This window comes from Paenibacillus sp. HJGM_3 (genome assembly GCF_045062745.1).
Lineage (GTDB): Bacteria > Bacillota > Bacilli > Paenibacillales > NBRC-103111 > Paenibacillus_AA.
This window is the reverse complement of sequence record NZ_JBJGED010000037.1, coordinates 46868-69678: the sequence shown is the minus strand read 5'-3', so window position 1 is coordinate 69678 and position 22811 is coordinate 46868. Positions and strand designations below refer to the sequence as shown.

Sequence of the window (22811 nt, the reverse complement as noted above, 5' to 3'; positions counted from 1 at the left end):
TCAAGCTCTCTCCACATGAAAAGGAGCCCGAGCATTAAGTTATTTTCCGCCTCATTACGCTCTAGCCATTTTTCAACGGCCTGAAGAAACATCAGCACTGAATCGTACTCGACCACTTTCCGCATACGCAACCTCTCTCTCAGTATTGGGCATTATTGTACGGCATTGGGTCTAGAAGATCAACTAGAGGCATGAGAAAATATCAGCGCCAATCTCTCATTTGATACAAGAACATACGTTTGATATAATAGTCCCACACATACTTGCTTTCCTACTTCCATTGTCGTATGGTTGGATTACCAGGATGACACATTATGCGGAAGGATGTCGAAGATTCATGAGCGAACCGATCTTGAATCAAATTCTGGAAGAACTCCGGGGCATCAAGAATGAACAGCAGGCCATGAAGCAGGAGCAACAAGCCATGAAGACTTTGCTCCAAGAGACGCGTGACGAGCAGCAGGCCATGAAGACCTTGCTTCAAGAGACGCGTGACGAGCAACAAGCCATGAAGACCTTGCTCCAAGAGACGCGTGACGAGCAACAGGCGATGAAGACTTTGCTCCATGAGACGCGCGAAGAACAACAGGCGATGAAGCAGGAGCAACAATCCATGAAGTCCTTGCTCCACGAGACGCGTGGCGAGCAACAGGCCATGAAAATCGAGCAGCAATCCATGAAGCAGGAGCTTCAAAGCACGAATGCCAGGCTCGATCGGATCGAACAGCATGTCGCCGAGATCCCGCTTCTGAAGCAAGCGATCCTGGAAACGTTAGAAATCACCAAGCTGTTGGATAGCTCTCAACGTTCCTTCGAGTCTAAGGTGACTGAAGATCTGAGAAGTCACGATGTCAGCATCAAGCTGCTTGCTGAACGTCAGTTCAAGCTGGAAGTGGCGATGGAAGAAATCAAGAACCGATAACCGCACCTACTAACTGTAACCATAAAACAAGGGTTGTCCCGAGTCATCTCTGACTCAAGGACAGCCCTTTCGCTTTTCACGTTCCTTACGTACAGTCGAGCTATTTACTCAGGAATGGAACCCGGCAGCAGAGGCCGCAACGCGGGTGGATGCCTTATAACGCAGCAGCGGCATCACCCCGATCGCACCGATCAGAAACAAACCCGCGGCTATCCAATATAAACCGGTCAACGGAAGGTTGGCTTTCAGAACGCCGACAAGGCTCATGGTAAGTACCATTCCCCCTGTAAAAAGCGGGTTCAGAATGCCGCTGACCCGGCCAACGAAGGCTTCCTCCGCATGAGTCATGACCATGGTCTGACAGGCGATATGGATGAACGGAACCAAGAGGCCGGAAAAGAATTGCGCGACCAGCGCCAGTCCCATTGAGCCCGTGGAGCCGATCACCGCCACCGCCACGCTGCTGAAGGTGAAACCGACCAAAAGCATGGTTCTGGGGGACATCCGTTTGGACAAGGCCATTACGAAAATACCGCCGAGGATCATCCCCACTCCGTTCAACGCCGTCAACCACTGCAAATGCTCTGCCGTAAGTCCCAAGTGCTCGGTTACCACAAATACGCCGAGCGGATTGATCAAGCCGAGGGCCAAACCCGCAGCCAAAAAGAAGCTGCCCATATAAAGAAAAACTTTGTTGGACGTCACATAGCGCAGGCCCAGTTTGATGTCTTGGGAAAGACGGGCCGGTTGCGCAAGCGGGGTTTTCCTATCTTGGGGCAGGGTGGTCAGAACAGCGCCAGACAAAAGGAAGCAGATCCCCATCATGACAACCGCCGCCTGGATCCCGAAGTTAAAGAACACAAGTGTGCCCAGCATCGGACCCAGAATCATGAATACGGCTTGAATGGTCTGGTACATCGACATGCCCATCTGAATCTGGGATTCCGGCACATGGAGCTTGAACAGCTTCATACCGGCCGGCTGCGAGAACTGAGAGAGAATCGAGGAAACGAGCGTGGCAAAAAAGATGGCTTGCCAACCGCCGTAAATCAGAGCTAGCAGAACAACGAAGACTGAAGCCGCGCTCAGCAAATCGCAGAGCACCATTGTACGCTTGGGCTTCCAGCGATCGGCCAAAGCGCCTCCGATGAATGAGAAAATGAAAATCGGGGCGTACTCGGCAACGGAGATCAGGGAAATGGCGACCGGATCTTTATCCGTCTGTTCCGTTACGAACAGCAGGATTGCAAAATTTCGCACCCAGATGCCGAACTGCAGAAACACAGCGGACAACAAAATAGAACGGATAAAGCGATTTGCAAAAAATGAGCGATTGTCTGAAACCTTTGAACCTGAAACTTTTGATCCTGGTACATGTGACACTAGACATCTTCACCTTTCTTACCGGATGGGTTTGATAGCCCCATTGTATAGCCGATTCCATTCAACCAACGCGCAGGTTTTGAGCAATCCCGCGCACGATTTGACGCGCGGCGGCGCAAGTATTTGCGGTGGTCACGCATGCTTGTGTGCTTCGCGGTAAGAACAACGTAACGAAACAAAAAAGAGGCTTCCCAAGAGTTCAGAGAACTCATGAGAAACCTCTTTTTTATAGTCAAATGTGGTCAAGCTGGGTTCCGCAAGCGGGAACCTAAATTACATCATACCACCCATACCGCCCATGCCGCCCATGTCAGGCATAGCTGGCTTAGCCGGTTCCGGCTTGTCGGCGATGACTGCTTCGGTCGTCAGGAACATAGCCGCGACGGAAGCTGCGTTTTGCAGCGCGGAGCGAGTAACCTTGGCAGGGTCGACGATCCCCGCTTCGAACATGTTCACCCATTCGCCGGTAGCGGCGTTGTAGCCGATGCCGATCGCTTCCTTCTTCAGGCGCTCGACGATAACGGAGCCTTCTTGACCTGCGTTAGCCGAGATCGTGCGAACCGGTTCTTCCAGGGAGCGCAGGATGATGTTCACGCCTGTTTGCTCGTCGCCGGAAGCTTGAACCGCTTCAACGGCCTTGTAGATGTTCACCAGAGCTGTACCACCACCGGAAACGATACCTTCTTCCACAGCGGCACGCGTGGAGTTCAGGGCGTCTTCGATGCGCAGCTTGCGCTCTTTCAGTTCGGTTTCCGTGGCGGCACCGACTTTGATAACCGCTACGCCGCCGGCCAATTTAGCCAGACGCTCTTGCAGCTTCTCTTTGTCGAACTCGGAAGTCGTTTCTTCCAGTTGCGCACGGATTTGGGATACGCGGGCGCCGATGTCTTTCTTGTCGCCGGCACCGTCCACGATGATCGTGTTTTCTTTGGTTACGCGAACTTGACGCGCGCTGCCCAGTTGGTCCGGACGAGTCGATTTCAAGTCCAGGCCGAGTTCTTCGGTGATCACTTGACCGCCGGTCAGAGCGGCGATGTCTTGCAGCATAGCCTTGCGGCGGTCGCCGAAGCCAGGAGCTTTGACCGCTACGCAAGTGAACGTACCACGCAGACGGTTCACGAGCAGTGTAGCCAGCGCTTCGCCTTCCACGTCTTCCGCGATGATAACGAGCGGCTTGCCTTGTTGAACGACTTTCTCCAGAACAGGCAAGATTTCTTGAATGTTGGAGATCTTCTTATCTGTGATCAAGATGAACGGATTGTCGAGAATCGCTTCCATCTTGTCGGTATCGGTGATCATGTACGGGGAGATGTAGCCGCGATCGAATTGCATCCCTTCTACAACTTCCAGCTCCGTCAAGAAGCCTTTGGACTCTTCAACGGTGATAACGCCGTCGTTGCCGACCTTCTCCATCGCTTCCGCGATCAGTTGGCCTACTTCGTCGTCTGCCGAGGAGATGGCTGCTACTTGAGCGATCGATTGCTTGCCTTCGATCGGCTTGGCGATTTTTTGCAGCTCTTCTACAGCCGCTTTAACCGCCTTCTCGATACCGCGGCGGATAACCATCGGGTTAGCGCCAGCCGTTACGTTCTTGAGGCCTTCGCGGATCATCGCTTGAGCGAGAACCGTAGCGGTAGTCGTACCGTCACCGGCTACATCGTTCGTCTTGGTCGCAACTTCTTTAACCAGTTGAGCGCCCATGTTCTCGAATGCGTCTTCCAGCTCGATTTCTTTGGCAATCGTCACACCGTCGTTAGTGATGAGCGGGCTGCCGAATTTCTTTTCCAAAACTACGTTGCGGCCTTTAGGACCGAGCGTTACTTTTACGGCATTCGCCAGAGCGTCTACGCCGCGAAGCATTGCTCTGCGCGCGTCTTCGCTGAATTTAATTTCTTTTGCCATTGGGTGAACCCTCCCGATTATTTAATGGTCTATGTGCAAGGCTATCTTAAGCCAAGATGGCCAAAATGTCGCTTTCACGCATGATCAAAAGCTCTTTACCTTCGAACTTCACTTCTGTGCCCGCATATTTGGAGAACAAGACGCGGTCGCCTTCCTTGACTTCAAGCGGGGTGCGTTGGCCATCCTTAACGGAGCCGATGCCGGCCGCTACAACTTTGCCTTCTTGCGGCTTTTCCTTGGCTGTATCCGGCAACACGATGCCGCTCGCTGTAGTCTCCTCCTTGGCGATGGGTTCGATGATGACGCGATCACCTAACGGTTTGATCATGGAAAAACTGCCTCCTTTAGAGATGGTGGATGGTTTGTAAAGCATTTGTTAGCACTCAAGTGTGGTTAGTGCTAACGACAACTCTTATCATAAACATTTTTTACTCTTTTTGCAAGCGGAACTGAGGGCAGCCGTACATTTTTTTGTAGGCCTCCGGGCTCATTTTTATTACAAATTTAGTACCAATTATCCCCAATAATCGCTTATAATAAGTTCATGTGGTTTGAAACGGAGGAAGTGTATAGTGAAGAAGACGGTAAAATGGATCCGGGGGATCCTGCTTGTTTCTTTGTGGGTCGGATGCTGGGGGGGCTACTCGCTTGGGACAGCGCCGGCCGTGCATGCAGCGACGGTTGTCGTGCAAGACAACTTTGAATCGGAGTCCAATCTGTGGGATCGCAGTGGGGATGCAAGGCGGACAGATGGAGTCATAGAGCTGACGCAAGCACAAAACAATAAGTTGGGATACATGTGGTTGAATCAGTCGCTCTCGCCGCCCTACACGGTATCTTTTAAATTTCGAATTTCGGATTCTTCCTCTTCACCGGCGGACGGGCTTGTTTTCATGTTTAATAAGGAAAAGAACTCGAATGGACAAGGCGGCGGCTCGCTCGGCTTCGTTGAGGGTAACGGTTACGGCGTAGAGTTCGACACTTGGCCGAATGAATGGGATCCTGGGGCCAAACATATCACGCTATTCAAAAATTCACCAAGGCATAGTCCCGAAAACCTACTTGCTCAAGCGGATGCGTTGAACAACCCGCTACTTCCGAATTTCGCAAACAGTGCCTGGCACGATGTACGCATCGATGTGCGCACGAACTCCATCAAGGTAAGTTTGGACGGCGTAGATCAGCTGACCTGGATCGGCACAGTGGATAACAGTTACAATCGACTAGGCTTCGCAGCAAGTACAGGCGGCAGTCACAGCCGACATCTAATAGACAATGTGACGATTACAACGCCAGACAGCAACGATGCGACCCTAAGCTCGCTATCGATGGAAGGGCAAACGATTCAATTCCAGCCCGCCACAACAAGCTATCAACTGTCCGTACCGTTCGAGGTCGACACTGCTCGCCTCCACTTCACGCCGGACAACGCCCAAGCGTCCGTCCAATCCGTGGAGAGTACTGTAAGTGGAGCCGTGTACGGCGTGACTCCCAATAGTGCGAATGTGCAACTCAGTATCGGACCGAATCCCATTACGATCACAGTGAAAGCCGAAGACAGCTCCACTAAGACGTATACGCTGAATATCACACGCCACGGATCGAACAATGCTTACTTAACCGAATTAAATGCACTTGGCAACGCGATCTTGTCCCCTAGCTTCCAGAGCAATCAGTTCATCTACGAGGTGTACGTGCCTGCCACTGAACCGATCGCAACCGTGCTATTCCGCTTGTCGGATCAGAATGCTACCTACAGCGTCAGCGGTTCGGTGTATGGAAGCGGCATGGCGAGCTCTCTAGCTGCACCAATACCGGGAGCACCGATCTTCTACCCGCTAAACACGGAAGTGAACTATTATGATCTGAAAGTAATAGCCCCAGATCACATCACTACGCTCACTTATCGCCTGATGATCCAACGGGTGCCGGCTACTCAGCCGAACCAGATCGGGTATGCTCGCATGACGGAGCCGAATACGCTGGAGCTTGCCTTCCCCACGAAGGTTGTCCTTCCATCCCCTTGGAATCCAAGCACGGTTCGACTGACCGGTACGGATGCCAAGGTGACCCAGATGCTGAGTTTGGACTCACGAACCGACGGCACTCGGATTAAGCTCCAACTGGACCATCCGCTGAGTCCCGGGGAGAACGTACAGCTAAGCTTGCTCCAAGGCGCCGTGCAGCTTCCGGATGGCGAACCCGTGCTCCAGTTCTTCGCCCCGGTGTTGACCTTGGAACAGCAACGCAGTTTGAGCGCACAGCTGGACGCGCAACAGGATGGCGTTCACATCGACGATGTGGTTCGCTATATGCAAGGCAGACCCCTGAGCGAGAAGGACTTTAATCGCGACGGCCAGTTCGACCGGAATGATGTCTTGGTGCTCCTCCAACTAATCCTTCAACAACAAAATAACTAAACAACGAACAAGGCTGTCTCCCAATAGAGCGATCTACTGGTGACAGCCTTTAATAATCCGCTTATGCCCTCATTACTCCGACGCAGGAACGGCGCCTTCCCCGTACTCCTCTTCCCACTTGCGCTTCTGCTCCAGCTGCTTGCGATAAATGTTGCCCGACAACAAGACGCTGACCTCATACAGGATGATAAGCGGGATCGCCACCAAAATATCCGAGATGAAATCCGGCGGGGTCACGACCGTCGCGATAACGACTAGGATAATGTAGGCGAATCGCCGCATTTTTTTCAGACGCTGCGGGTTCAAGATCCGGATCTTCGTCAGGAACATCACCACGATCGGAAGTTCGAACAAGATCGACATCGGCAGCACAATATTGAACATAAACGTGAAATATTGACTGATGCCGTACGTCTCCGTCAAGCCCAAGCTCTTCGTCACCGTGGAGGTGAAGTAGAAGGCCATCGGGAACACGACGAAGTAGCCGAAGGCCACGCCCAGCAAAAACAGCAGGACCGTTCCCGGGATATACCGAAGGGCGGAGCGATGCTCGAGCTCCGTCAGCCCCGGCTGGACGAACATCCAGAGCTGGTAGAGGGCAAAAGGGAGCGTGAAGCAAAGCCCTACGGCGAACGCGAATTGCATGAAAACGCGGATGCCGTCCCAAGGCGAGAACGTATTCAGCGGCATATTCAGGCTCGCGGCCGGTTCCTCGCTGACCAAGTACAGGATCAACGGCTTCGCCGCGAAGAACCCGCCGATCATCGACAGCACCAACACGACGAGCACCCAAATAATACGCTTGCGAAGCTCCGTTAAGTGTTCGACCAAAGAAACGGCTTCATCTTTCATACCCAGTTCACCAACCTAAGCATTTCGTTGAAAAGAGGAGGAGCTGTAGGTTATTCCGGCAGCTTCTTCTCGCTAGCGGCCTCAGCCGGTTTCGCGGACTCAACCCGAGGGGCGGAGGTGGCAGGCGTCACGTCCTTGCGGGATTCAGCCTCGGCATCCCCCATAATGTCCTTTGCTCCGTTCTTGAATTCACGCAGCGTCCGGCCGAACGCGCGGCCCAGCTCCGGCAGCTTGCTCGGGCCGAACAGCAACAGGGCGACCAAAATAATCAGAATAAATCCGGTGGTTCCAATGTTTGGCACAATAAACTCCTCCTTAAAATTTAATGAGCTTGCTCCTGACAAGAGCCGGTCGGCTACCCTTTCTCCGCCTGTAGACCCCCGTAACCGAGCTCCGTAATCTGGTTCCGCTCCACCTTCACGCCCGCGCATATCCGGGGGAGCAGCACGTCTAACGAGGTAAACCGATCGTAAATGACACATCCCGGCAATCCCATGACCGGCGTCTCGCCCAGGTAAGCCATCATCAGCATTGATCCCGGCAACATGGGTGTGCCGTGACTGACGACGCGGGCTCCCGCCAACCGGATCGCTCCAGGAGTGCGGTCATCCGGATCAACAGACATCCCTCCCGTAATTAATATGAGATCGACTTGCCGTTCTTTATAGTAAAGGATATGCTGCACGATCGTCTCGCTGTCATCCGGCGATAATCGCTGCTCGATGACCGTCGAGCCTAACGCCTCGACCTTCTCGCGCACGACCGGACCGAACTTATCCTCGATCAAGCCGGAATACACTTCGCTCCCGGTGGTAATGACCCCCACTCGAAGAGAGCGGAAAGGATGAACGCGAACGGGCGCTTGCCCTTCGTGTTCGTCCAGCCATAGCGCGGCCTTCGCCTCGATGGCCGCGATCTTCTCGGCGGCGACGACGAGCGGAATGACCCGCGTCCCGGCGATCGCCTGCCCGGGGCGCACGGTCGTGAAGTCGGCCACCGTCGCCATCGCGATCTGATCGACGGCGTTCATCCCGTCGATGAAGGGCCTTTCGATCCGGGCCAGCCCATGGACGGCGGAACGGAGCAGCACTTTGCCTTCGCTGGGCTCCGTCAGCTCGAGGTTCGAGCCGGCGACCGCCTGAGCCATACGCAGGGCGGCTTCGTCCTCGTGCAGATCATGAGCGCCCAGCTCCAGCACGTACAGATGCGCTTTGCCGATGCTGAGCAGCTCCGGAATGTCTTCCTCGCGGACGACATGGCCTTTGCGGAACCGGCGTCCTTTGAACTGCCCCGGAATAATCTGCGTCAGATCATGGGCGAGGGCCAGTCCGACTGAGTCCTCTGTCTTCACTTCCCGCATACGCGTCTCTTCGGGCCGGCTCATTCTTCAGGCTCCCATCCGCGTCCCTTCAGCTGCGCCAGAGCGGCAGGGAGCTGATCCATCACCGCGGCCAAGCTCTCATGCACGCCCTTCGGAGTGCCCGGCAAGTTCAGGATGAGGGTCCGCTCCCGAATGCCGGATACGCCGCGCGTGAGCATCCCGTAAGACCGCTGCTGCATGGCGGCGCGCATCGCCTCGGCGAAGCCCGGCGCGAGCCGGTCGACGACCTTGAGCGTAGCCTCCGGCGTCACGTCGCGCAGCCCCATCCCGATACCGCCGGTCGTCAGCACGAGGTCCGCCTTGTAATAGTCGGTCATCTCGATCAGTGCCGCCATAATTTCGTCCGTCTCATCGGGCACGATCCGGTATTCGATAATGTCGCCCTGCAGCTCTTCTTCCACCAGCTCCCGAATGACCTGGGCGGCGGTGTCCTCCCGTTCGCCGCGGGAGCCGAGATCGCTCGCGGTTAAAAGGCCTACTTTCCAGCGCATCATAGTCTCCCTCCTCAAACGTATCGAAGAAATTACGCAGTTCTAAGCGTTGCCCTACGACCCAACTCAAGTGCGAAAGCCGTGCTAGACCCGAGCGTAATCGCCGCTCTTCCCTCCCGTCTTCGCCACTAGAAGCGTTGGCCCGATCGTCATGTCCTTCTCGATCGCTTTACACATATCATACACGGTTAAAGCCGCGGCGGAAACCGCCGTCAACGCTTCCATCTCCACGCCGGTGACCCCGGTCGTCTTGACGGTCGCTTCGATATAGAGCTCCAGCTCCCCGTTGTCGGAGAAAGAAATATCGATCCCGCTAAGCGGCAGCGGATGGCACATCGGAATCCAATCGGACGTTTTCTTCGCGGCCATGATGCCGGCGACCTGCGCCACAGCGAGCACGTCTCCCTTGCCCACCTGGCCGGCTTTGATCACGGCAAGCGTGTCCGGCCGCATCGTCACGGTCGTTCGGGCGACGGCGGTGCGCTTCGTGACGCTCTTGTCCGTGACATCCACCATCCGGGCTCGTCCTTCGGGGTTGAAGTGGGTGAGCGGGCGGTTCGCTTCCTCCATCGAATTCACCTCGTGAAATGTTGCTTCATTAATATTTTAAATGGTCTAGTCCCAGTATACTCGATTTTTCCCGGTCCGTCCTCTGCGATCTTATAACTTTTTGTGAAGCACCCGAGTCTCCGTCACGATCGCATCGACCCGAAAATCATGGTCGTCCATCGGAACGCGGGGCACAACCTGGACCTCATACGCCAGCGCCAGCTTGAACGGCTCACGGCTCGATTGTTCCATACACTTGTGCATAAAACGGTCATAATAACCGCCGCCATATCCGAGACGCCCCATCTCAGCATCGAAAGCAAGCCCCGGCACAAGCATGAGTTCCAACCGGCTCAGGTCCGTCCATTCAGGAATGTCCGGCTTCGGTTCGCGGATTCCGTACGCCCCCGCCTCCAACTGCTTCAAGCTATGGAGCAAATGCAACGTCATCTGCCGGCCATCTGGCACGACTCGAGGCGCCACGACCTGAATGCCGTATACCCAGCACCAGCGTAAGATCGGGGTGACGTCGACTTCCGCGCGGAACGGGATATAGGTGAACAACGCAGGAGGAAGGTCAGTCTCTTCGCGTCTATGCAGCCAATGGCGGAACTGCGGCAGCAGAACCGACTCCACAGCGGCATCGCAGATCGCCTTGGACTTAAGCGAGCGTTCGTCCATCGACAAAGAGGAGCGCTTCGCTTCGATGTCCCGGCGCAGCTGTTTTTTCAAATCCGGTACGTCCAACGGCACCGCCCCTCCATTACGATCGCGATCTAATTTGTTTCTAGTTTAGTTTATCATACTGTTCGGCTGCTTCGGAAGCAACCGACTACCTGGAACGATGAAATGCGCCATAACCGGAAAATGGTCGGAAGCCAAAGACGGCCAAGCTCGAGCCACCGCGCCGCCCGCGTCAAAATTAACGAAGATATGGTCGATCGCATCCCCGGATACCAAAGTTGACGCTCCGACCGGAAGCGGTAAAATGGTCCACTGAGGCAAATGATGTACCAAATTCGGGTCATCCGCCGCCATATTCCAATCTCCCAGAAGGACGGTCGGGCCCTCATCATCGGCCAATTGCTGACGAATGCGTTCCAACTGGGACTGCCGGTCCGAGGAGGTGACTCCCAGATGCGTCGTGACCACCCGGAGGATCGCCTCCCCGATGAGAAGACGGGCGTCCAGCAGGCTGCGCTGTTCTTGTTTGCCGGGCAACAGAATCGACTCACTTCGGTCAATCGGATATTTCGAAAGTAGCGCATTGCCATACTGCCGTTTGCCATCGTTCAGACTGGGAGAAAACCGCCACTCCATGCCGAGCCGATCCGCCAGTGCCTTGATCTGATCCCGGTTGCCGCTTCGTCCCCAATACCGGTCCACCTCTTGCAAGGCGATCACGTCCGCTTGAGACGTTTGAAGCAGCCTGGCAACCCGGTTCAAATCTACTTGGCCGTCGGCGCCTTGGGCATGCCGCATATTATAAGTCATAATTCGAACGGAATCGTGGGGCGCGAGCTCAGCTTGGGGCGTCGACACCTGGTTTGTCTTTGCTGCGGAATATAGAAGGAGGTATAAGAGAAAAGCAGCAGCGGTTAATGCCCCTATCGTGGTCCCGTATCGATGGTGCGCAGGCATGCTTGCTCCCCTCCTCTTGATTCTACCAGCATACGATGCGCAGGATCGCTATGTATACTAGTGAAGATTTGGGTTTTCAGGTAAACTTGTAAAGGAACGTCGCACAGATTCACGGAGGGAACGCAATCATGCTGCTTCAAGTCAATCAAATTAACAAAAGCTATGGGGTTAAGCCCATACTGTCCAACATATCGCTGCAAATTCAAGAACGGGAGCGAATCGGCCTGGTTGGGGCGAACGGCGCCGGCAAGTCCACCCTGCTGCAAATTATCGCGGGGCACATTTCGGCGGATTCGGGTGATATTTTCAAAGCCAAAGAGACGCGGGTGGGCTATCTGTCGCAAACCACCGGACTGCAGTCCGACGAGACGATGTGGAACGAGATGATGGCCGTGTTCGCCGACCTGCTCGAAATGGAGCAAGCGCTAAGGGAGCTGGAGCGGATGATGGCCGATCCCGGGATCCAGGCGGACGCCAAAAAATACGAGGACGTCATGCACCGCTACAGCAGGCTCTCGGAGCAGTTCCGGGAAAAGCGCGGTTATGAAATCGAAGCCCGTGTACGCGGCATCCTGCATGGGATGGGCTTCGGGGGCTTCCCGCCGGAGACGCGGATCGATACGCTGAGCGGGGGGCAGAAGACGAGACTGGCACTCGCCAAGCTGCTACTCCAGGAGCCTGAGCTGCTCATCCTTGACGAGCCTACGAACCACCTGGATATCGAAACGCTCACTTGGCTCGAGGGCTATCTGCGCAATTACCCGGGCGGCATTCTGGTCGTGTCCCATGACCGGTATTTCCTGGACGCGCTCGTTACGGGGATCTATGAAATCGAGCGTAACGTCTGCAAGCGGTACACCGGCAACTACACGCGGTACGTGGAGCTCAAGGCGGCCGATTACGAAATCGCCATGAAGCACTACGAGAAGCAGCAGGAAGAAATCGCGCGGATGGAAGTGTTCATCCAGAAAAATATCGTCCGGGCTACGACGACCAAGCGGGCGCAAAGCCGGCGCAAGGCGCTCGAGCGGATGGACCGGCTGGACAAGCCGCAGGGCGAGCTGAAGAAAGCGTCGTTCCGCTTCGAGGCCGGCCGTTCGTCCGGTAAGGAAGTGCTGCATGTCAAAGAGCTGGCCGTCTCGTTCGAGGAGAAAACGCAGCCTCTGTTCCGGCATGTGTCGTTCGAGCTGCGCCGCGGGGAGACCGTCGCCTTAATCGGCCCGAACGGCGTCGGCAAATCGACGCTGCTCAAGACGCTGATCGGCGATCGGCAGCCGGATGCCGGCACGCTGCTGTGGGGCACCCATGTGGATATGGCCTACTACGATCAAGAGCAAGCCGGCCTGAATCCCCGGCATACGGTGCTGGACGAGCTATGGAACGCGTATCCCCACATGGAGGAGGCGCGGATCCGGACCGTGCTCGGCAACTTCCTGTTCAGCGGCGAAGATGTGTTCAAGCCGATCGACGCGCTTAGCGGCGGGGAGAAAGCCCGCGTGTCGCTCGCCAAGCTCATGCTGCAGCAAGCGAACCTGCTCATCCTAGACGAGCCCACGAACCATCTGGACTTGTTCAGCAAGGAAGTGCTGGAGTCGGCTTTGATGGACTACGACGGGACGCTGCTGTTTATTTCCCATGACCGGTATTTCTTGAACAAAATCGCCGAACGCATCATTGAGCTGTCTCCGGACGGCGTTACGAATTACCTGGGCAATTATGACGACTATTTGGAGAAAAAACAGGAGCTGGCGGAGATCGAGGCGGACCGGCAAGGGGCCGGGAAGGCAAACGGTGTAGGCGGAGGTGCCTCGGTTGGCGGGGTTGGAGGAACGGCGGGAAAAGCGGGACAGGCGGGCGCTGGGGCTGTTGGTGCAGGGAAATCCGGGGAAGGTGGAGCAGGCAGCGGAAACGCTCTGAGCGGCAGCGCCGGACTGGCGGCCGACAAGCAGCAGAAGCGTGAGGAACGCAGCCGCCAGCGCAAGCTCGAGCAGTTGGAGGCGGACATCGCCGTGCTCGAAGGCGAAGTCGCGGCACTGGAGGCCGAGCTGCTTCAGCCGGACGTATACAACGACTACATCGCCGTGCAGGAGCGCAACCAGGCGATCGAGGAGAAGAAAGCTGCGCTGGCGCCCCTTTACGAGCAGTGGGAGGCGCTGTTGGAGTAGTGGGGCTGGCTCGGTGGTGGTGGCGGGGGCGAAATAGATGACAATATTTCATCTAATTTGTGATTCAGAGCGGATTCAAGGTAAATAGATGAAAAAATTTCCTTTATTCGCTCTGAGAGGCTATATTCGGGATCGTATTTAATGAATAACTGCAAATTTTTCATCTATTGGCATTGGAATGCTGATGTCTAAGGCCATAGATGAAAAAAGATCATGAATTGAAAAACCTACCGTTTGTTTCGCCGAAGTGGACCTGAGAAGAGGAGCACTTTTGCGAGGTAACGGTAGGTTTTGCCGTTTACTGGGCCTGGTGACGGCTACTCGTCCTGAAGCTTCAGCAGCAGCAGCGGGATGGCGGCGTAGATGATCATCGTCCCGCCGGCTACGATTCCCGAATCGTTAAGGACTAGCGCTGCGATTGCCCCGATCGTAATGGCGGAGCAGCCGTCCATTAAGTAGGGATGGCTGCTCCGCCATCTCTCCTTCTCGCGCGGCCTCAATACGGCGGCCAGCATGACCAGCAGCCCGGCGAGCAGCACCTTGCTCCACGCAGAGACGCCGAGCAGGTGCAGGTTCATGCGCAGCTTGCGACTGATCATCGCTTCGATCAGGTCGAAGCGTCCCGTGCGCAGCCACTCCATGGCGTTGCCGATATGGCTCGCCCGGCCCGCAGGGGGCGGCATGACGGCGTTCAGCAACCACAGCCCGATCAGGGCTAGGGCGACGAGCGACGCCGTCAGGAGCGCTGAGCGCAGCCAGGCGCGGCCGGGCGCGGGGCGGCGCAGCCGCCGAGCGCGGGATGCGGCGCGGAGCGCGGGGCCCGCGGGCGACGGGCGCAGCAGGCGCGGCAGCGAGCGGCGGAGCGCATGGCCGAAGGCGACGGCGCCGGCGATCGCCCCGCCGGCCTCCGAGCCCAGCGCCGGCGCCGCGAGATAGAGCGCGACGCCGGCGTACGCGACCACGGCCGCCGCCGCCGCGACGCGGCTCGCGCGACGCTCGCGCCACAGGCGGGCCGCAACCGCTCGCGGGGCGAGCGGTTGCGGCAGCGCCTGCGACGCCTCGGGCGTCGCCGCGCTCGCGCTCGGCGCGCCGGGCGAGCCCGCCGGCGCCGGCAAGGCCGAGGCCGGTGCCCTACGCGCGGCGGCGCTCAATAACTGCAGGCCGGCCGACACGGCCAGCACAGTCGCCCCGAGCAACACGCCCATATACTCGTTGCCCATCCCATAAAACCGCGCGCCTACGACAGGATCGTAGCCGAGCAAGGAGCGCTTCATGCCCTCCGCGCCCGTCAGGCCATCCACCAGCAGCGCTGCCGCCGTCAGGGCGGCCAGAACGACGGCCGCCCGAAGCGGATACCGCGCACCGGCTAAGCTGCCAATTGCCACAAGCGCGAAGAACGCAGCGACAAGCACAGACGGCTCCAGCAGGCGCACGTGCACCGCCCAGCCGAGCACAAGCATCGCAAGAGGAGCCGCGAGGAGCGACAAGAGCAGCAGGCACAGCAGTCCCTTCAGCCGCCGTCCTCCCTCCCGCGGCGTCCAGACGGCCAGCAGCAGCGAGGCGAGCAGCACGATCGCCTCATAACCCGCAAAAGGCAGCAGCAGCTGCGGACGCAGCACGTACACGCTGCGAATGCCGCGAAGCTCCTGCCGCAGCGTCAGCCATGCCCCATCGCTTGCCTCCGCCACCTCAAGCGGCCGCCCCAGCATCTCTGGAGGAATCCCCATACCGTAACGGCTGAGCAGTGAAGCGGACACATCATACAAAGTCACAATTCCCGGCCGGCGGGTAGAGGTGGACTCCAAAAGCCCGCTATTCATCCCCAGCTCGTAATAGAGAAGCGGCAGCAGCGTTCCGGGTTGCTTCACCCCGTTAACTTTGCCGGCCGACATGATCCACAGCCCTTCCCCACTGGCCGAATGCTCCACAATTTCCCCGACAAATGCATCCAGCTCCCGCCAAACGACAAGCTTTTGCTCCTCATAGCGCGCCTCGGTTAACTGGAGACGCTCGGCCTCGAGCCGGCTCCAATCGCCCCACTCAATCGCCACGACCGCATCCGCCGGAGCGACCCTCCACCAGGCCGCTAGCTTCGTGCCGTCCATGCGCACGCCGAAAGGCCAATCCGCAGCCGGGACGAGAACCTCCGAACCAACATTCCCATGCTCCACACGGCCCATCCGGTCCGATAGGACAAGCGCCGCGTAGCGGGAACGGCTATCCGTATCCGCGTTGCCATACAAGAACCGGGCCGATTGCGCCCGCTCCAGCGATTCTCCTAGCAGCCCAGGCACAGCTGCGAAGCCCAGCCGCCCCGTCACCCGCTCCGTCCGGGCAAACTCGGGTACGATGACTTCCTCCTCCCCCGAACCCTCCACTCCCCGAAGGCGCGCATACAAGCGATCCGCCCGCACTCCGGCCTTCTCTTCGTTGCGATTCAGTCCGTACGCGCCTTTGTCGCTGCCGGCAGGCGCTCCAGCGCCGAGCGAGGCGTATAGATCCTCGACACCATTCCCGAGCGTACGCGCCGAGACCGCCCCCACGCCCCCAGATTGCAGCAGCCGGTGCATGTTCGGGAATAACGCCGGATCCTGATCAACCGCCTCCAACAGCGAGTAATCCAGCTCGGGAACGAGCAGCAGCATTTGCTTGCGGGCCCGGAGCTCCCATGCGGACGGGGTCGATGACGCATCCGCAATCCCGATCGTCCCCCAGGCAAGAAGGGAAAATACGACTACCAGCAAAGTACCCCGCTGCATCTGTTTGAGCTTCATAGGTGCATTCAACCTCCCGCCTACAGCCCACCCCAACGAATCCGCTTCCAGGGACAGTTCATGTTCCTGTTAGATTATCCGCATTTTCCCTTTTCTATCACGAAACCATGGCTTTATTATCCACAACCTTATCCACCGGCCGTGCATAGCTGAAGGGACGGGCTGGACTATGGATCAGCACCTTTCCACACAACCATCCACAGTATCCACAAACACGGCTGAAAAACATATCCCATTTGCAAAAGCTTAACAATGTGTCGACTACAGGGGGATTGCCGCGTTTATACACAATATCCACACCCCCTGTGGATAACATTTATCCACACGCTACGTAACGTTGCAGATTCCTCCATCCGTTTAAGTGGATGCGCCGGAGAAATAGCAACAGGCTTCACGCGAACCATTACCCATACAAAGCAAAAGACACCTGCTCGGTGTCTCTCCATGAATGCTCCGCCGCCTAAGACGGCTTGTTCCAATAGTTCTCCCTGTATTGACCCGGCGTCGTTCCCTCCAGCTTGCGGAAGGAGCGAATGAAATTCGCGGGCGAAGTATACTTCAGCTTTTCCGCAATCTCGGAGACTTTCATATCGGTCTCCACCAACCAGCGTTTGGCCATTGTCATGCGATAGTCCGATAAGTAGTCGCTGAAATTGACGCCGGTTTCCTTCCGGAACACTTTGGTCAAGTAATTCGGACTGTAATTCATACGGCGGGCGCACATCTCCAGCGTAAGATCGGTATCGAACCCAGTCTCGATCATATGAATGATCTGGCTGGAAATGCTTTGATACTGCTGCTCCTGCTTGTGCTCCAGATGCTGCAGGAACGGGGACAGGACCACATTCAGGAACCACTGTTCCACTTCTTTCACCGTTTTCAATTGAAAGAGCTGCGTAAACAGCGATTGCTCGTCGGCAAACACCTGATGAGGCGCAACACCGGCACCCTTAACAGCCTGAAGAATCTGCATGAGTAGGCGCACAAAGGACATGAACAGATCCTCATGGGTTCGCTCGTCTGCCGAAATCGCAGCAATGAATTGATTCAAGAACCGGGTGGCCTGTTCCCGATCCGCGAGCTTCAAGGCGTCGAGCAGCTGCCGCTCGATCGCATCGGGATAGTTCAGCTGCACGCTTTGCTCCGGCTGCACATCTTCGATGAAGAGGATGGACTCGTCTCCGAGCTTCATCCGGTACTTGAGTGCCTCCAACGCTTCTCGATAGGCGGGACGGATTTGTTTAATGTCACTAAACACGCGGCTGAACCCAATGCTCACTTTCAATTCCAGATACTGGCGGATCATCTGCATAATTCGATGGGCCGTCGAGTCGAGAAGGGTCTTGAACCGCTGGGCGTCGGTTTCGGTCCCCCCGAGCAAGGTAACCTGGGAATCCCCCATCACGACCGGGAGCAGTCTTTGCTCCATCGCAATCAGCTCGGCCACGATGTTATGGATGGCGAACAGCAGCAGATCGCGGTCCTGCTCTTCGAAGCGAGTGCCCATCAAGGTATCGATCTGGATCGTCATGACGCACATATGGCTCCAGGTCGTCGGGTACCCGAAGATCGCCAGCTTCTCCTGGATCTCCTGCTTCGCCATATCGCTCTGGAACAGCTTGAAGACAAAATACTCCCCCATTTGGCGGGATTGCCCCTGAGCCTCCTGCAGCAGTCGCGACTCCCGCTGCAGCAAGCCGCTAAACCGCTCGTTCAAAAATTCAAATTCATCGCGGCCCCTATCCGTGCCGACCGTTTCAGGCGAATTCAAAACCACCTCATACAATCTCCGGATGGGTTTATACATTTTCCTGGAACCCAAATAAGCAAACAGAAGGGCGATCACTAAAATCCCGATACAAATGTAAACGGTAAACCACCCGATAGCCTGGGATTCCTTACTCAGTTCATCGATCGACACCACCGACAAATAGATCCACCCGTTATAGACCGACCTCCTATAACTAATCCCTACGCGCTCCCGCTCCGAATGGGCCGTGTAAAAGCCCATCTCCGCCTCGGAAAAGGACGCGCTTCGACCGATGGACAGCTCGCGAAACGGTTTGCCCAGAAGGCCGCCTTCATTGCCGGCAAATACAACCTGATTCTGGTCCAGCACCAGGACATTTCCCATTGCGGTAGCCTTGCCGATCAGCTTATTAACCTCATAAATCGGGATCGTCATGATCAGCAGTCCGGTCGGATTGGCGGAATAGGCGGGAATTTTCTTAATCAGCTGGATACTCGTCGAACTCGTGGACCAGAAGGACGTGCTGGGATTCTTCACCCATTCCGCGTATCGTTCCATAGCCTGGGCATCCAGCGTCGACAAGCCGGTAGCGCCGATGGACCATTGGTAGTCCAGACTGATCAATTCCATGCTCATCGTGCCGAGCTCGTTGCTCTGAAGCTTAATCATTAAGGCGAGCAGGTTCTGCACCGATTGAACGTATCCGTCCGTCCCCTTCAGCTCCCCTCTGAGAGCATTGATCACAGCCGGCTGATTCATATATTGAATAGCGGAGTAATCAATTAAGCGCAGCAGCTGCTCGATCTGGGATTCCGACTGCTGCAGCATCTGTTGATTGCTCTCATAGACCTTGGTCTGCACTGCATCGGATGCCCGATAATAGGAAAATACGCCCAGCACCATAACCGGAAACGTTCCTAGGAGAAGGGTGAACCAGATGAGCTTGGTTAAAAATGTCCACGGGCGCAATTTCATAAGATAAGCCTCCGCTGATCGAGTACAAACCCCGGCTCGACCGTGTTCATCGTTTCCTTACTTGTACCTGCAACTACTCGGGAATGTCAAGATTTGCGGCACCTTCTTCCTTTACATTCCAGGAAGGAGGCGCCGCAAATCGGCAGGCTTTATTTTTTCTGGGCGTTGTTGTATTCGGCCGTAAATTCTTCAATCATCTTGTCGCCGCCTTTTTTACGCCACTCTTCCGTTACCTTGACGAAGCCGGCTTCATCGATATCTCCCATGATAAATTTGACGCGAGCATCGTTGACCAGTTTATCCAGCTCCGCTCCCAACTGCGTTTTCGTCGGGGACAGAAACGGCTCAATGACGCTTGGTACCGCATTAACCACCCCGTCGTTATACAGCTTCTTCACCTTCTTCGCCATATCGGACTCCGTCGGCCAGGCCAAGGTGGACGGAGCGATGCGCAGCTGCCCCAGATCGCCCACCTGATTCGTGAACATCTGCTCGTTCGTGAACACCGGATTGCCGTTCTCCGTTTTGTAGTGCACGCCCTCCACGCCCCACGCGAACGTTTTCAGCACATCTTCCTTCAGCGTATTCTCGAAATAACCTAAGATTCCCTTGAGGTCCGCTTCGGTCTTGACGCTGGATTTCGGGAACATGAACACCCCGGAGTAGCCGGAATTCGCGGGCAGCTTGACTCCCTTCGGCCCTTCCAGTCCGATCACGAAATCGATCTTGGCGTTCGGATTCAATTTGTACAAATCCGCGTGCTTATTGGTCGCGTCGTCGATGCTGGACAAATAGATGCCGGCTTTGCCCTGATTGATGGCTTCATGGAGCTTCGTTCCTTTGAGGGCTCCGAAGTCCTGATTGATCAGCTTTTCGTCATACATCTTTTTGAGCAGCTTGAGCGCGTCCATATATTCTTTGGTCATGAAATCCGGGATGACCTTCCCGTCCTGCACGCCCCACTGATTAAACCCGCCCATCGCGGTGACGAGGACAGCGCCCGCATCGTTAATCACGTTATCGTCCGTCATGGACAGCCCGTAGGTGTCGTTTTTGCCGTTCTTATCCGGATCGTTTAATGTAAAGGCTTTCGCCACGTTGTAGAAGTCGTCTACCGTTTTGGGCTGCTTCAGCCCTAGATTGTCCAGCCAATCTTGACGGAAGATGATGCCCTTGCGTGCGAACGGACGGTCCCGATAAATTCCGTATATTTTGCCGTCTACGGAAATATTGTTGGCGATCTTATCGTTCCAATACTTCTTGATGTTGGGGAAATCCTTGAGGTACGGACCGATTTCCCAGAAAGCGCCGGCACGAATCGCATTGATAATCGCCGAGTTCTTGGTATCGAGGACCACCACGGCCTGAGGGAGATTGCCCGAAGCGATCGTTACGTTCAGCTTATCGTTATAGGAGGAGCCGGGAACGAAGGTAACCTCGAGCTTGCTGTTCGTTTGTTCTTGAATCAACTTGAAGGCGGGGTTGGAATCATCCGTCGCCGGCGGCTGTTGCCCATAGAAGGGCGAGATCATACTGAATTTGACTTGCTTTGGCGCCGGACTTCCGGTTGCTGTCGCTCCGCCCTCCGGGCTCGCGCTGCTATTGCTGGGAGTTTCTCCTCCGCAAGCGGCTAATAAGGACGCGGTCATGGCCGCCGTGCAGATGACGGCAAACCTTTTTTTGAACGTTTTTTGCATACAACACCCTCCGTTTATATGAGTTATTATGTGAAAGACAGAAAACCGTAACCCTCCCTTGGCCTTCTATCCTTTTACCGAACCGAGCAAAACCCCTTTGGCGAAATGCTTCTGCAGGAACGGATACAAGAGCAGAATCGGGACCGCCGCCACTACGATAACCGCATACTTGATGCTTTGAGGCGGGACCGACATTTCCGCCACCGTACCGGCATCGGTGAAGCCTCCTGACGACAGAAGCACAATTTGCCGCAGCCAGACCTGAATCGGCCACATTTTCGTATCGTTCAAATACAGAATGGCGGTAAAATACGAGTTCCAATGCCCTACCGCATAGAAGAGCGCGAACGTGGCCATAGCCGGCAAGGATAAAGGAATCACGATTTTGTACAATATCTGCAGATCGTTGCAGCCGTCGATTTTGGCCGATTCCTCCAGACCGTCGGGAAGCTGCTGGAAGAAGTTTTTCAGCAAGATCAAATTAAACGCGCTGATGGCCGAAGGAATCCAGAGAGACCAGTACGTATCCAGCAGCCCCAGGTTTTTGACGACCAGGTATGTCGGAATCATCCCGCCGCTGAAGAGCATCGTAATGACGATCATCAGCATGATTTTCCCCCGGCCGCGGAGCGTTTTCCGCGCCAAAGGGTACGCCATCAGCGTGGTAACCGCGAGATTGATCAGCGTGCCTACAACGGTAATGAACACGGTGATCCCTAAGCTGCTGGAAATGATTTTGGTCGAAAAAAGAAACCGATAGGCGTCGAGCGAGAATTTGGTAGGAAAGAGGACGATTTTGCGGACCAGCAGCTCCTCGGACGACACAAGCGATCCCGACAAGACAAAGATGAACGGCAGAACGGTAATGACCGCTACGAGTAACAGCACCAGGCCATTGGCTGCGTCGAACGCTCTACTGCCCCATGTACGCTGCCTCATGCTAATAAACCCCCTCTTCGCCAAATTTCTTCGCCAGTTGATTCGCGGCTATGACCAGGATCAGGCTCACAAGAGATTTGAATAGCCCTACGGCGGTACTGTAGCTGAACTGCGCATTGACAAGACCGGACGTATATACGTACGTATCGAATACTTCCGCCACATCCCGATTCCCGGAATTGAGCATCAGGAAGATTTGTTCAAAGCCGGTGTCCAGAAAGCTGCCCAGCCTCAAAATCAGCAAAAGCACGATTGTCGCCCGAATGGCTGGTAGTGTTACATGCCACAGCTGGTGCCAACGGTTGGCTCCGTCGATACGGGCCGCTTCATATTGCTGCTGATCCACGCCCGCCAGTGCCGCTAGGAAAATGATCGTCCCCCAGCCGGTTTCTTTCCAGATCACCTGTGACGTGATCATCGAGCGGAACCAATCCTTGCTGAGCAAGAAATTGATTTTATTTGCTCCCACGAAAGCCAGCGCTTCATTGACGACACCGCCCTCGGTCGTAAACAGGGTATACGTCAGCCCCGCCACGACGACCCACGATATAAAGTGCGGGATGTAGATAATCGTTTGCACCGATCTTTTGAAAAATTCCGCCCGCACCTCATTGAGCATAAGCGCTAAGATGATGGGCAGCGGGAAGAAAAAGAGCAAATTGTATAAGGCCAGCACCAGTGTGTTGCGGAACAGCTTCCAGAAATCCGGATTCGAGAAGAAACGCTCGAAGTGCTGCAGGCCGACCCAATGGCTTTTCATGATCCCCGCGAAGGGCTGATAATCTTGAAAGGCGATGACTACGCCGAGCATGGGCAAATATTTGAACAAGAGAAAAAATAAGACACCGGGGATCAGCATGGCATACAGCATTTTTTCTTTATTGATGTCCCGCAGGAGCTTCTTCAGATACCCCTCTTGAACGGTGCTTGTTATTGAAGGTGTGGATGTTCCATCTCGCTTCTTCCAAGC

At 55.7% G+C, this 22811-nt stretch carries 18 protein-coding genes; 3 read left to right on the top strand and 15 right to left on the bottom strand.

The window, feature by feature from the left end:
• Positions 1-337 precede the first annotated feature (337 nt).
• A complete protein-coding gene (locus ACI5FR_RS29695) occupies positions 338-922 on the top strand; it encodes a hypothetical protein (protein ID WP_405461227.1) in 585 nt (194 codons plus the stop codon).
• Between the two features lie 108 nt (positions 923-1030).
• Here ACI5FR_RS29695 and ACI5FR_RS29690 read toward each other — a convergent pair whose 3' ends face one another.
• The 3 genes from ACI5FR_RS29690 to groES form a co-directional block, all read right to left on the bottom strand.
• Positions 1031-2305 carry an MFS transporter gene (locus tag ACI5FR_RS29690; RefSeq protein WP_405461225.1) on the bottom strand — a complete coding sequence of 425 codons (1275 nt, stop codon included), beginning with the start codon at positions 2303-2305 and terminating at the stop codon, positions 1031-1033.
• Between the two features lie 273 nt (positions 2306-2578).
• Positions 2579-4207 (bottom strand): chaperonin GroEL, encoded by a 1629-nt coding sequence (gene groL, locus ACI5FR_RS29685; protein WP_405461223.1) that lies wholly within the window; start codon positions 4205-4207, stop codon positions 2579-2581.
• Positions 4208-4253: 46 nt separating this feature from the next.
• On the bottom strand, positions 4254-4535 hold the full coding sequence (gene groES, locus ACI5FR_RS29680) for a co-chaperone GroES (protein ID WP_405461221.1): 282 nt from the start codon (positions 4533-4535) through the stop codon (positions 4254-4256).
• 244 nt (positions 4536-4779) lie between these two features.
• On the opposite strand from groES, the gene ACI5FR_RS29675 reads away from it, so the two are divergent.
• Positions 4780-6627, top strand: a complete 1848-nt coding sequence (locus ACI5FR_RS29675) for a lectin-like domain-containing protein (protein WP_405461219.1) — start codon at positions 4780-4782, stop codon at positions 6625-6627.
• A gap of 72 nt (positions 6628-6699) precedes the next feature.
• Here the strand turns inward: ACI5FR_RS29675 and tatC are convergent, their stop codons facing one another.
• The 7 genes from tatC to ACI5FR_RS29640 form a co-directional block, all read right to left on the bottom strand.
• Complete coding sequence (tatC, locus tag ACI5FR_RS29670; protein ID WP_405461217.1) at positions 6700-7479, bottom strand: twin-arginine translocase subunit TatC; 780 nt, start codon at positions 7477-7479, stop codon at positions 6700-6702.
• 50 nt (positions 7480-7529) lie between these two features.
• Positions 7530-7781 carry a twin-arginine translocase TatA/TatE family subunit gene (locus ACI5FR_RS29665; RefSeq protein ID WP_405461216.1) on the bottom strand — a complete coding sequence of 84 codons (252 nt, stop codon included), beginning with the start codon at positions 7779-7781 and terminating at the stop codon, positions 7530-7532.
• Positions 7782-7834: 53 nt separating this feature from the next.
• On the bottom strand, positions 7835-8863 hold the full coding sequence (locus ACI5FR_RS29660) for a molybdopterin-binding protein (RefSeq protein ID WP_405461214.1): 1029 nt from the start codon (positions 8861-8863) through the stop codon (positions 7835-7837).
• Positions 8860-9351 carry a MogA/MoaB family molybdenum cofactor biosynthesis protein gene (locus ACI5FR_RS29655; protein ID WP_405461236.1) on the bottom strand — a complete coding sequence of 164 codons (492 nt, stop codon included), beginning with the start codon at positions 9349-9351 and terminating at the stop codon, positions 8860-8862. The genes ACI5FR_RS29660 and ACI5FR_RS29655 overlap by 4 nt, the downstream gene beginning before the upstream one ends.
• Before the next feature lie 84 nt (positions 9352-9435).
• Entirely contained in the window at positions 9436-9921 is a 486-nt protein-coding gene (gene moaC / locus ACI5FR_RS29650; RefSeq protein WP_405461212.1) for a cyclic pyranopterin monophosphate synthase MoaC, read from the bottom strand.
• A 90-nt stretch (positions 9922-10011) separates the two neighbouring features.
• Positions 10012-10647, bottom strand: coding sequence for a 5-formyltetrahydrofolate cyclo-ligase (locus ACI5FR_RS29645; RefSeq protein ID WP_405461210.1), 636 nt, complete (start codon positions 10645-10647; stop codon positions 10012-10014).
• 45 nt (positions 10648-10692) lie between these two features.
• Positions 10693-11541, bottom strand: a complete 849-nt coding sequence (locus ACI5FR_RS29640) for an endonuclease/exonuclease/phosphatase family protein (protein ID WP_405461208.1) — start codon at positions 11539-11541, stop codon at positions 10693-10695.
• Positions 11542-11669: 128 nt separating this feature from the next.
• Here ACI5FR_RS29640 and abc-f point away from each other — a divergent pair, with 128 nt between their 5' ends.
• Positions 11670-13706, top strand: coding sequence for a ribosomal protection-like ABC-F family protein (gene abc-f, locus ACI5FR_RS29635; protein ID WP_405461206.1), 2037 nt, complete (start codon positions 11670-11672; stop codon positions 13704-13706).
• 317 nt (positions 13707-14023) lie between these two features.
• On the opposite strand, the gene ACI5FR_RS29630 is transcribed toward abc-f, so the two are convergent.
• From ACI5FR_RS29630 to ACI5FR_RS29610, 5 genes are all read right to left on the bottom strand, one after another.
• Positions 14024-16480 carry a hypothetical protein gene (locus tag ACI5FR_RS29630; RefSeq protein ID WP_405461205.1) on the bottom strand — a complete coding sequence of 819 codons (2457 nt, stop codon included), beginning with the start codon at positions 16478-16480 and terminating at the stop codon, positions 14024-14026.
• A gap of 460 nt (positions 16481-16940) precedes the next feature.
• Positions 16941-19205, bottom strand: coding sequence for a helix-turn-helix domain-containing protein (locus tag ACI5FR_RS29625; RefSeq protein ID WP_405461203.1), 2265 nt, complete (start codon positions 19203-19205; stop codon positions 16941-16943).
• Between the two features lie 149 nt (positions 19206-19354).
• Complete coding sequence (locus ACI5FR_RS29620) at positions 19355-20902, bottom strand: extracellular solute-binding protein (RefSeq protein ID WP_405461202.1); 1548 nt, start codon at positions 20900-20902, stop codon at positions 19355-19357.
• A 66-nt stretch (positions 20903-20968) separates the two neighbouring features.
• Complete coding sequence (locus tag ACI5FR_RS29615) at positions 20969-21841, bottom strand: carbohydrate ABC transporter permease (RefSeq protein WP_405461200.1); 873 nt, start codon at positions 21839-21841, stop codon at positions 20969-20971.
• Position 21842: 1 nt separating this feature from the next.
• Positions 21843-22712, bottom strand: coding sequence for an ABC transporter permease (locus ACI5FR_RS29610; protein ID WP_405461234.1), 870 nt, complete (start codon positions 22710-22712; stop codon positions 21843-21845).
• Between the last annotated feature and the right edge of the window lie 99 nt (positions 22713-22811).